The following is a 10,276-nucleotide window of genomic DNA, read 5'->3' on the forward strand; positions in this document are numbered from 1 at the left end:
CTCGGGAGTCCGGCGCGGAGGCGTCCGGCCGGGCAGGACTAGCACGCCCTGTGCGAGGTGCGGCGCTGCCCGGCCGGGGCTCACATGCCCGGCTGCAGGCCGAACTGCGGCTGCCCCAACGAACCCTGCCCCAGGCCGGGGAACTGCCCGGACTGTCCCAGCTGGCCACGCATCTGGTCCCAGGGCTGCTGACCGAACTGCCCCTGACCAGGCTGGCCCTGACCAGGCCCCTGAAGCTGTCCGAACTGGCCCTGCGCCTGCTGGCCGGGGAGCTGACCGAACTGGCCCTGACCGGGCTGGCCGTACGGGCTCGCCTGGCCCTGGCCGGAGACCTGCCCCAGTGCCATGTGCACGACCGGAGCGATCCGACGGGCGCACTCGGTGAGCACCGCGCTGAACGCGTGCGGTGGGATCTGCCCCTGCGCCTGGATGCCCATCAGGATCTGCGGGTCCATCCGCAGCTGCTCTACCACCGCAGTCACCGCACTCGACGCACACCTGAGCGACAACTCCGTCACGAGCAGGGGCATCTGCTGCTGCCCCTGCATGCCGAACTGCCCCTGGCCCTGCTGGCCCCAAGGCTGCTGCTGGCCGCCGAACTGGCCCTGGCCCATCCAGGGCTGCTGGCCGAACTGCTGGCCGTACGGCTGCTGCGTCTGCTGCTGGCCGATCTGCTGAGGGGTGTAGACGGACATAGAACTCCTCCTTGAGTTCCGGCGGATACGAACCACGAAACGGCGGCACCGGACACCGGCCCACCGCACCCGCAGCAAACCACCAACCGACCAAGAACACATTCCGGGACATACGGCCATCAGGAGGAGCCACCGCCGCGCCGAGCCGCACCCCACACAGCCCCGGTGACCCGATACCGAGCGGCAGCCACCGCCCGTCCGGGGAGCCGACCGTCTCGCCGAAAAGGGACGTCCGGCATGGCGAAGGGGGCGGAATCCCGGCGGGAAGACCCGGAATTCCGCCCCCTTCATGGCCCGGCACGCATGGCGCTCCCTTGATGCGGCCGGACCGGCCAGGCCCCGTATCAGGGTGGGGCCGGGGCTGTGTGTTCAGGCGGGGATGCGTGCCCAGTGGGTGGCGCCGCCGCCGTGGGTGCGGGTGCCGTGCACGTCGGCGATCGTGTCCACGATGGTGATGCCGCGGCCGTGCTCGTCGTCCGCGCAGGAGGCAGTCCAGGTGCCTTCCGTCTCGGCGGGGCCGCCGTCGGTGACCCCCACCCACACCCGGCTGCCGGCCCGCTCACGGTGCAAATGCAGCGCAAGCGGCGGCTCGGCATGCTCGACGGCATTGGTGACCAGTTCAGACACCACCAGCAGCACGGCGTCACTGTCCATGCCCCAGCGCTCCAGCGCTCTGTGCGCGGCATGCCGTGCGGCACCAGCGGCCTGCGGCCGGTGCTCCAGGACCTCGGTCACGTCATTGCTGTCGTCCACCGGGCGGCGCGGAGCGGGAACCCGCATCCCCTCGCCACCGGCCCGGCCGGTGAACCTGTCGCATCCGGTGGCATACATGACGATCACTTCCGAAGAACAGCTGTTTCAGCCCTGGTTTTCTCTCTCCACCGACCACTCTCCTCGGCCGCCTCCCGATCTCTCTGAGCAACCCGTACTCAAAAGCGGGCAAGTACGACATTCGACATGCGGCGGGAACCCTGCGTTGCGTCAGTACACGTGTCCGCCTTGGATCGGTACAACGGTTGCCCCCAACCCACAACCATGATCAATCTCAGCGCTACTGCTCGCAGGCCAACTACTCACACCCGATTTCGCCTGGGAACGTTGGCTTGCGTCAGGCAGAGATGGTCTCGAGGAGGTCGCCCACCTTGGGGTCGGGCAGGACGCGGGCGACATCGGTCAGGCGATGAAAGATACGGGTGGCGGTGTGCCGCTGCTTCCGCGGCGCATCCAGATCCGCCCGCAGGATGCCGTCAAACACCGGCTTGTACGGATCCAGAGCCGTTGCCCGGGGCGGCAGCTTCTTCCGTGGCTCAGGCCAGGCCGAATCCAGCGCCATGCGAACCGTCCGCCACGTCACGCCGTGCTTGCCTTCAAGCTCCCGCATCGACATGCCGCCGCGATGGTCACACCGGATCGCCGCGTACAGCTCGACCTTCGACATCTGGGGCATGACCAGCACCTTTCACCAGGGGCATCCCGATGCTGCCCTGGCAAGAGACCCGGTGCCTCCCAAACTCCTCAACACCACCCGTCCGTGGAACGGGGCGCCTCCCAAACTCATCGACAAGCGACGTCACAACTGCACTACTGCTCGATAAAGCCACAGAACCTCTTCGGCGTCGTCGTCGGCACCGACGGTCACCACGTCGTTCTGGGCGAGGTCGCCGGCTTTGGTCTGGGCAGGTCCTTGCCCGCGCCGAGGACCTTCACGACGATGTCGCGGTCGGTGAGCATGCCTTTGAGTTTTCGTCGGTTCCGCAGATGGAGATGGCCCCGACGCCTAATGCGGACATCTTCTTCGCCGCGTCCAAGGCGGTTTCCCCGGCGCCGATGCAGGTGGTGTCCGGGGTCATAATCTCGCGCACGGTGGGCCTGCCGGATTCCGACTCCTCGTCCGCTGGAGACGCTTGAGAGGTGGACTGGGTATCCGGTGCGGCGCTTCAAGGGGCGGCGGGTGCGCCGCTGCGGCGCAGGGACGGCATAGCCTGCCCCGACACCGATGGCGACAGGCCATTCCAGGACGTCTGCGACTGCGAGGGTGCCCAGGCCGAGGTAGAGCGGGAGCCCCTTCTTTGCGGGGAGAGCCTGACGGGCGGCCGCGACAGGGAGCATGGCGGCATTCAGGACCTCCTTCGCCACCTGGTCCAGTGAGGAGATCGCTCTGCCTGGATCTCCTCGGGAGGGTCGGCTGCGGTGCCGGACGGGGAGTGAGTTCGGAATGTGGAAGCCACGGTAATCGCCTCGCGCAATCGATCAGGAACCTGTCGACTCCTTATCGTTAGATTTATCCATACACTCGATTTTATGGGGTTTGAGCAGGCTTTCTGGAAGGTTCGCTTCCGCCGCTCGATGCGGGAAGCAGGGTCATGCCGTCTCGGAGCCTTGTCGGCGGGCGGTAGCGGGATCGGCGCGGTCGCTGCGTTGCAGGCGCCGGCCAGGCAGGCGACCGCGCGGGAGCCGGCGGCGAGCAGTAACCCGACTCACCGTGGCCAGCACTCATACCGGCAGGTGTGGCTGCCTCGGCACGCGAGGCAGCCCACAGTGACACGACGGGGCAGGTTTGGCTGACTCCGGTGGGCGATCTTGGCTGGGTGGCCGGAGGATGGGCGCGGCAGACCGGGCCGATGGACTGTCTCGGGATTGCGATGCCTGGAGGCCATGAAAGCAGTGTTGTCTCCCGTGGTGTGTGAGATATGCGGATGCGGGCGGGCTGACCGCTGCCGGACATCAGCGCCGTGAGACGGTATGGATGCAGGCGGTCGAGCTGTTCGAGCAGAAGATCAAGCCGCCGGAGGTCGCGCGGTGCCTGCGGGTGAGCCGGAAGTCGGCCTACCAGTGGCACCAGCTGTGGCGGGACGGCGGTGTGGCGTGCAGGCTTTGGCCCGCGCATGGCCCGAGTGGACCGCGGTGTCGTCTGTCCCGCATTGCCTGGGGAAGCTGGCCGTGTATCTGGAGCAGGGCCCGGCCGCGCACGGCTGGATGGAGGACCAGGTGTGGACCGCCGCGAGGGTGGCCATGCTGATCGGCAGGAAGTTCCACGTCGCCTACAGCGTCTCGGGTGCCACGAGGCTGATGCACCGGCTCGGCTTCAGCCCGCAGGTCCCGCGCGGCGGGTGGCCGAGCGCGACGAGCAGGCCGTCACGGCGTGGAAGGAGGCGACCCGGGCTGAGGCCAAAGAGCCCAGGCGGCGGCCTGCGGAGGCTACATCTGCTTCGAGGACGACGCAGGCTTCACGCGACGGCCGCCCAAAGGACGCACCTGGGGCCGGCGCGGCGCACCCCGCGGGTGACGGTGAGCGGGCGACGCTCGGGACGGATGTCGGTGGCTGGACTCATCGCGAAGCGGCCTGGCGCCGCAGCATGGGCGAGCGCGACTTCATTACGCTGATCGACGGCGTCCACCAGCTCGGCAACGTGCCGATCGTGCGGTATGGGCACACGTCAAATGCAGTCTGGCCAACCTCGCCGTCGTCGCCCCCGAGCGCCTGGAAACACTAGTTCACAACCGTCTCAACGCCTCCAGTACAGGCCCGACACCCTAAAAGGCTTCATAGCGGGCAGCGGCCTGCCCCTCGGCGATCCAGCGTCACCTTGACGAGCCGAAGTCAGTAACTGTGCTGGAATCCGAACAGGCGACAGGTTGGGTACGGGCGGACAATGCTGGTGCGGGTGCGCTCGGCGTCGCATCGTGTCTCGCCGACGTGCATGGCCGGTGCCTGTAATGGTGCTCATCGCTGATGCGGGGGGCAGAAGATGTTGATGCCCAGCAAGTCGGCCCTCGCCCGGGCCCTGCGCCGGTACCGGGTGCACGAGGCGGGCATGCTGCGCGAGCCGAGCAGTCCCGCGGCGCGAGCCCGTTTTCAGGACAGCGCCTACACCCTGTGCATTCTGATGGGCCGACGCACCGCGCTGGAAGCGGTCCGGGCGGCGGAACGCTATTTGGCAGACGGCGCCACAGGCCGACCTAAGCACCAGCAGCATTCCGGCCAACCCGAGATCCCGGTCCGCTGAGCAGCCAGAGCCCCTTTCCTACATATACCTACATATACACAAAGCACGGCGGCGGGATTCACAGGGACGAGGTCGGCCGCATGTAGCTCGCAGGTCTGGCTGCTGCACTCGCGCATGCTGCGAATGAAATGGTTTTCGTGTCTTCTGAACTCTTGATCATTCATTGGGTAGTGCGTGGATGCTCGCGGTAATGATGTAGGGCCCTCCGCGGCCCTGACGGGGGCGTACCAGGCCAAGCCAGATGATCAGAGCGGTATCGCGCCGAGCGCCAACGTGTGGCAGAGCGGCTGGCGTCGTGGAGCGGACGGACGATGATAGTCGGCCTAAGAGCTGTCCCGCAATGTGCCTGCGGAACGGCGTCACGGGCGGTTGTCGAGCGGCGGTGAAGTCAGTCCAGGCCGGTCGCCCATGCCGTCAGCGCGGCGAAGTCGTCGATGGCGAGGCCGCATCGGGGGTCGATTCGGTGCAGTAGGGCGGGACCGTCGTGGTGTTCCTTCACCCAGGCGCGATCGGCTTCTGTGATCTCGTCGTCGATCCAAGCGAACGCACGGCCTTTCGCCCACGCGACGATCTCCGGCGTCTTCCAGAACACACCGCTGCCGGGCTGGGCCCGCGGCGAGGACCAGGGAATGAAGGGCAGCTCGGGCAGTCCCAGGACTGGCGCGATGAAAGCGTTGGCTTCGTCCTCCCAGGTGGTCGCCCACACAAGGTCGAAGGGAAGGGCATCCAGCGCCGGGCCGTGATCCGGGTTAAGCCACACCCGCAGCGGCTTCACGGGCTTGTTCGGCAGCCCCCACTCAGTCAGTCGGCGCCGCTCGGCGGCCTTCCAGCGAGGCGTCAGCAGGCGGTGCGTCTGATAGCCCTCGGGCCGGCGGTGCGGCTTCGCGGCATACGGATTGAGCGGTCCGTCGACATCCACCAACAGCACTGGGCGCACCAGCTCATCCCCCTTGGTTCTGGGTCGCACGGTACCGGCCGATGACGAGACCGCCCAATGAAATTCCGGCGCGTAGGGATCTCCGTAAGTCCGGACTCTGGGGTGGTGGGACGATCTTGATGTGGCAGCAGTGATCACGGCGTCGGAGCCGTCTTGGATAGCCCCGTTCACAGGGCTGAACCCGTGCGCTTTCCGCAAGCTGATCACGATGCTGCGCCGCGAGGGAGCCGAAGTGCTGCGGCCGGGACGCCCATGGTCGCTACCGCTGGAGGACCGGGTGTTGCTCGTCGCCGCTTACTGGCGCACCAACCTGACGCTGCGGCAGCTCGCCCCACTGTTCGGCGTCTCGAAGTCCGCAGCCGACCGGATCGTGGCCCGCACCGGCCCACTGCTCGCGCTCAAGCAGCGACAGCGTTTCCGCAAGGGCACGGTGCTCATCGTGGACGGCACCCTGGTTCCCACTCGCGACCACAGCATCGCCGAACAATCGAAGAACTACAGGTACTCCACCAACCACCAGGTCGTCATCGACGCCGACACCCGGCTCGTCGTGGTGGTCGGCCGGCCCTTGCCCGGCAACCGCAACGACTGCAAGGCGTGGGAGGAGTCGGGCGCGAAGGCCGCCGTCGGCAAGACCAGGACGATTGCCGACGGCGGCTATCCAGGCACCGGGCTCGTGGTGCCCCACCGTCGCCGCAAAGGCGAAGACCTGCCCGACTGGAAACACGCCCACAACAAGTCCCACAAACAGGTCCGCGCCCGCGTCGAGCATGTCTTCGCCCGCATGAAGACCTGGAAGATCCTCCGCGACTGCCGCCTCAAGGGCGACGGCGTCCACCACGCCATGCTCGGCATCGCCCGCCTGCATAACCTCAACCTCGCCGGATAGGCGAGCGGGCCGGACAGGCCACCGACCACGTCCCCTACGAGTCAAAGATCATTTACGGGACAGGCCTTAGCCGGGGCAACCGTGATCATTGCGGTGGTGTCCGTCGTGGTGCGTGCGCTCGCCTAGCCAGGCGAGTGTCGGAGTCGTATCGGTTTCTGGTACTACCGGCTGATGCCAGTGGCATGGGCACCGCAGACGATACGACTCCGACGTACTGGGCTTCGGGCTGTTGTCGGTCCTCGCTCCGCGAGAGGCTCTCCATCCAGACCGGCTTCGCCGACAGGACATGGGCCGCAGCTATGGAGGAGGGCCACGAGCGCCCCATACTGGGCCAGTAGGCGGGTGACTCCCGAGTCGCGAACACCGACTTCACCGGCGGCGGAGTGACTCCAGCACTCATCGACAACGTCGCAACGCAACCCGCACACAAAGCCAGGCCGCAGGCTCAGGAGCCGGACGGAATGAAGATCACTTCGACGCTGCCGGCGGGCTGTCCGCTCTCGGGCGGGTGGACGCGGTACAGCAGTGTGACCCGTCGCCCTTGTCGGGAGCTTGCGCGGTGGTGATGCGCCGTAGCTTAGCCCCGGCGATCGGCTCGGTAACTCGAGGACGGGTCCCGCGGCTCCTCGGCGAGCTGCTCCAGGACCTCATGGACGACTCGGCGTCCGCCCGCGCTGAAGTGGCGACCCCCTCGTACAGCCGCGGCGGTACTCAGCCTCGCCAACCTCAGGTCAGTGGGTGTGCTGCTCACGGCATCGTCATGATGCGGCTGGGCCGGCACGAGGAACCGAGGCCCGCCTGCACCGCGCCCTGGCCGGCCTTCGGCCCGAGTATCACCGCAACCGCCTCTATTACTCGGCGCTCCTGACCACCGCTCAACTCCAGCAGGGCGCCGCTGATGCGGCATGCGCCACCGCGATGTCCGCCTTTGTCCGATGCGCCCGATGAGGTGCCCAGGCGCACCCAGAACCTGTTCGCCCTCCTCAACCGAGACCTGCCAACGAAGTCTGCCGGATCACCGCTGGTGGCCCAGCGGGCTGATCGCTACTCCCGAGGAGGAACTGCGTGACCGTAGTCGTAAGGCACTACACCGCTATCGATCTCGACGAGATCCGCGAGACCATCCTCGACATTCATGTCGAGGTGTGGCACCGGGACTTCGGGCTGACCGGCCTGTTCCACAACCGGACCGCTTCGACGAACGCTGGCCACCTACGCCTCACGCCCGGGGGCCCGCCCAGTCGAGCACGGAGGTGTTGGCCGACCAGCGCGGAACCCAACTACGAGATCACGCCGATGAGTGAGTGTCCGGCGGTCAACGCGGCAGCGATGTGCATGCACCCGGCCAACCACCCTAGAAGTCCCTCTTCAATCGGCCAGTCTGGGGCGGCCAGCCGCAGACCAAACCAGGTCTGGGGACCAGCACAGCGGCTTGGGAGTTCGCAGAGCTGTCTCAAGCAACTCCAATCCATCCACCTTGCCCATGTCCAGCCCCCGCGATCGTCTCACCACAGGGACACATCATGAAGGTGCCCCGCAACTGCGATGCGCTCAGCCGTTGCCCTCACGCAAGGTTTGGGTTTCAACTACTGAGGCTGAACTCGTGGAGTCGTAGGGGCTGACGGCTCGTCGTCCGCTGCGGTATCACATGGGCATGCGGTATCCACAAGGGGGCGGGCTGACGGCCGAACGGCAGCAGTTCCGCGAGGAGTTACGGCTCAAGGCGGCCGAGAGGTTCGCCCAGGGCGAGGCGAGCTCGGTGATCGCCAGGGACCTGCGGGTCAGCGTCCGCTCGGTGCAGCGATGGCGGCAGATGTGGGTCGAGGGCGGTCCGCGGGCTCTGCGGTCGCAGGGTCCGGCGTCGCTGCCGAGGCTGAGCGAGAAGCAGTTCGCCCAACTGGAGGCGGAGCTGGCCAAGGGGCCGGCCGCGCACGGCTGGGAAGACCAGCGCTGGACCCTGGGCCGGATCAAGACCGTGATCGGCCGGCGCTTCCACCTGACCTACACCATCCAGGGCGTGCGCAAGCTGCTGGTCCGCAACGGCTGGTCCTGCCAGGTCCCGGCCCGACGCGCCATCGAGCGGAACGACGAAGCCGTGGCCGGCTGGGTGAAGGAGACCTGGCCCTGCGCGGAAGACTCGCGGCGGCCCGTGGAGCCTGGCTCGTCTTCGAGGACGAAGCCGGATTCTCCATGACGCCGCCGCACTCGAAGACCTGGTCACCACGCGGCCGCACCCCAGTGGTGCGGGTCCGCGGCCGCTCCCACAGACGCATCTCCATCGCCGCCCTGACCTGCTACAAACCCGGCCACCGCTCAAGGCTGATCTACCGGCCACGCTGGGACGACGGCCGACGCGACGGCCGCAAAAGCTTCTCCTGGCGCGACTACCGGGACCTGCTGATCGCCGCCCACCAGCAGCTCGGCGGCCCGATCGTGCTCACCTGGGACAACCTGAACGTCCACAAGGCCGCCGGCCTGCGGGACTTCGCCGCATCCCGCGACTGGCTGACCATCTACTACCTGCCGCCCTACGCACCCGACCTCAACCCCGTCGAAGGGATCTGGTCACTACTACGGCGCGGCTGGCTCTCCAACGTCGCCTTCAGCACACCCGAACACCTCGTCCAGCGCATCCGACGCGGATTACGGCACATCCAGTACCGCAGCGACCTCATAGACGGCTGCCTCGCCGAGACCGGCCTGACCATCCGACCCACCTGAGCAACCACGCGACATCACGAGTTCAACCTCAGTAATGGCGCATGGCTACTGAATTGCCACTTCGAATCCCAGTTGCGGGACAGGCCTCAGTAAATCAAATGAATTACCCTTGGCTGAATTCAGCCGGCAGTTGTGCACACAACATAGTACTGTTCGAATTCGACAGCGTGATACATGTTCAGTTCATCATCGGGATATCCGGGGATGCTCGAGCTCGACAAGAGCGTTCGCGTGCAGCTCGTTTGGTTGGTGTCTCCATAACCAGCGCCAGGAGTATGCTCGCGAGCATAGTCGAGCGCCGCTTTAGCATTCAGCTCTGCTTGATGCGGAGATGAGTAGCTGTATCCATCCATTGAGAGCGTGTGCTTCGACGCGCATATAGTGACTGGCTTATGATCTTGATATAGCTTTTGACATGGATAGTTCTCTACCGTGACATCCGCGTTGGCCACTCCTGCCGACAGGAAGAGCGACATAACCGCCACACCGAAGGCCGGGAGAATTTTCCTTCGCAGCTTCAACTTCACTCCATGGAAGAATTTCAATAGCGGAACGTACCACCCGCCCCGCTCGCATCCTGCGATCACTGCGAGGATTCCACAGGTTAACCTAGCGAAATAGGTAGAATATACTCAAATTCCCTTCGGGTGAGTAAATCCGCCTCACATCTCGCCCGGCAATTAAAAACCAGTCCACTGAACCTTTTTCATCCTGCCCCGCGGTGGGAAATGACCTGGTGGGCAGGGGCGTGACAGGACAGGCCCCCTCGTCGTTGGCGTGGTGATCTCACTCATCACACCGGCGACCGAGGGGCCCTGTTGGTTCCGTATCCTTCCATGCTCGACGTCCCGTACGAGCTCGTCGAGCATGTCTCCTGGCTCATCTACGCCCGAAGGCGTGAACTGCGATCGCGCTGGCGGAAGTTGAGCTGCTTCAAGCAGGCCCTGCTCACCCTGGCGCATCTGCGCAAGAACGAGACGTATCGGCAGGTCAGTGCCGGATTTGGGGTGTCCGAGGCAACCGCCTG

Annotated in this window: 10 protein-coding genes and 1 pseudogene; 8 read left to right on the forward strand and 3 right to left on the reverse strand. The window is 66.1% G+C overall.

The window, feature by feature from the left end; translation table 11 throughout:
* Positions 1–50: 50 nt before the first annotated feature.
* Positions 51–710, forward strand: a complete 660-nt coding sequence (locus tag ACF08N_RS33930) for a hypothetical protein (RefSeq protein WP_392328571.1) — start codon at positions 51–53, stop codon at positions 708–710.
* A 354-nt stretch (positions 711–1,064) separates the two neighbouring features.
* Here ACF08N_RS33930 and ACF08N_RS33935 read toward each other — a convergent pair whose 3' ends face one another.
* Both ACF08N_RS33935 and ACF08N_RS33940 read right to left on the reverse strand, forming a co-directional pair.
* On the reverse strand, positions 1,065–1,526 hold the full coding sequence (locus ACF08N_RS33935) for an ATP-binding protein (RefSeq protein ID WP_392328572.1): 462 nt from the start codon (positions 1,524–1,526) through the stop codon (positions 1,065–1,067).
* A 277-nt stretch (positions 1,527–1,803) separates the two neighbouring features.
* Positions 1,804–2,142 carry a hypothetical protein gene (locus ACF08N_RS33940; RefSeq protein WP_392328573.1) on the reverse strand — a complete coding sequence of 113 codons (339 nt, stop codon included), beginning with the start codon at positions 2,140–2,142 and terminating at the stop codon, positions 1,804–1,806.
* Positions 2,143–3,441: 1,299 nt separating this feature from the next.
* On the opposite strand from ACF08N_RS33940, the gene ACF08N_RS33945 reads away from it, so the two are divergent.
* From ACF08N_RS33945 to ACF08N_RS33955, 3 genes are all read left to right on the forward strand, one after another.
* Positions 3,442–3,714: a helix-turn-helix domain-containing protein gene (locus ACF08N_RS33945; protein ID WP_392328579.1), complete on the forward strand. Its 273-nt coding sequence runs from the start codon at positions 3,442–3,444 to the stop codon at positions 3,712–3,714.
* Positions 3,708–4,079, forward strand: a complete 372-nt coding sequence (locus ACF08N_RS33950) for a winged helix-turn-helix domain-containing protein (protein ID WP_392328580.1) — start codon at positions 3,708–3,710, stop codon at positions 4,077–4,079. Before ACF08N_RS33945 ends, ACF08N_RS33950 begins: the two co-directional genes overlap by 7 nt.
* A gap of 371 nt (positions 4,080–4,450) precedes the next feature.
* Positions 4,451–4,702 (forward strand): DUF5133 domain-containing protein, encoded by a 252-nt coding sequence (locus ACF08N_RS33955; protein WP_392328574.1) that lies wholly within the window; start codon positions 4,451–4,453, stop codon positions 4,700–4,702.
* A 388-nt stretch (positions 4,703–5,090) separates the two neighbouring features.
* Here the strand turns inward: ACF08N_RS33955 and ACF08N_RS33960 are convergent, their stop codons facing one another.
* Positions 5,091–5,642 carry a hypothetical protein gene (locus tag ACF08N_RS33960; protein WP_392328581.1) on the reverse strand — a complete coding sequence of 184 codons (552 nt, stop codon included), beginning with the start codon at positions 5,640–5,642 and terminating at the stop codon, positions 5,091–5,093.
* Between the two features lie 118 nt (positions 5,643–5,760).
* Between ACF08N_RS33960 and ACF08N_RS33965 the strand changes: the two genes are divergently transcribed.
* The 4 genes and pseudogenes from ACF08N_RS33965 to ACF08N_RS33980 form a co-directional block, all read left to right on the forward strand.
* Complete coding sequence (locus ACF08N_RS33965) at positions 5,761–6,528, forward strand: transposase (protein ID WP_392328575.1); 768 nt, start codon at positions 5,761–5,763, stop codon at positions 6,526–6,528.
* A 1,654-nt stretch (positions 6,529–8,182) separates the two neighbouring features.
* On the forward strand, positions 8,183–8,722 hold the full coding sequence (locus ACF08N_RS33970) for a transposase (protein WP_392328576.1): 540 nt from the start codon (positions 8,183–8,185) through the stop codon (positions 8,720–8,722).
* Positions 8,719–9,249, forward strand: a complete 531-nt coding sequence (locus tag ACF08N_RS33975; RefSeq protein ID WP_392328577.1) for a transposase — start codon at positions 8,719–8,721, stop codon at positions 9,247–9,249. The genes ACF08N_RS33970 and ACF08N_RS33975 overlap by 4 nt, the downstream gene beginning before the upstream one ends.
* Before the next feature lie 777 nt (positions 9,250–10,026).
* A pseudogene (locus tag ACF08N_RS33980) lies at positions 10,027–10,276 on the forward strand (transposase family protein); the annotation flags it as partial.

This window comes from Streptomyces sp. NPDC015127, assembly GCF_043080095.1.
GTDB lineage: Bacteria > Actinomycetota > Actinomycetes > Streptomycetales > Streptomycetaceae > Streptomyces.

Bases quoted from the DNA above. Each gene is read 5' to 3' on its own strand.
- ACF08N_RS33935 (WP_392328572.1), bottom strand. From the start codon at position 1,526: ATGTATGCCACCGGATGCGACAGGTTCACCGGCCGGGCCGGTGGCGAG.
- ACF08N_RS33940 (WP_392328573.1), bottom strand. From the start codon at position 2,142: ATGCCCCAGATGTCGAAGGTCGAGCTGTACGCGGCGATCCGGTGTGAC.
- ACF08N_RS33945 (WP_392328579.1), top strand. From the start codon at position 3,442: ATGCAGGCGGTCGAGCTGTTCGAGCAGAAGATCAAGCCGCCGGAGGTC.
- ACF08N_RS33950 (WP_392328580.1), top strand. From the start codon at position 3,708: ATGCTGATCGGCAGGAAGTTCCACGTCGCCTACAGCGTCTCGGGTGCC.
- ACF08N_RS33955 (WP_392328574.1), top strand. From the start codon at position 4,451: ATGCCCAGCAAGTCGGCCCTCGCCCGGGCCCTGCGCCGGTACCGGGTG.
- ACF08N_RS33970 (WP_392328576.1), top strand. From the start codon at position 8,183: ATGCGGTATCCACAAGGGGGCGGGCTGACGGCCGAACGGCAGCAGTTC.
- ACF08N_RS33975 (WP_392328577.1), top strand. From the start codon at position 8,719: ATGACGCCGCCGCACTCGAAGACCTGGTCACCACGCGGCCGCACCCCA.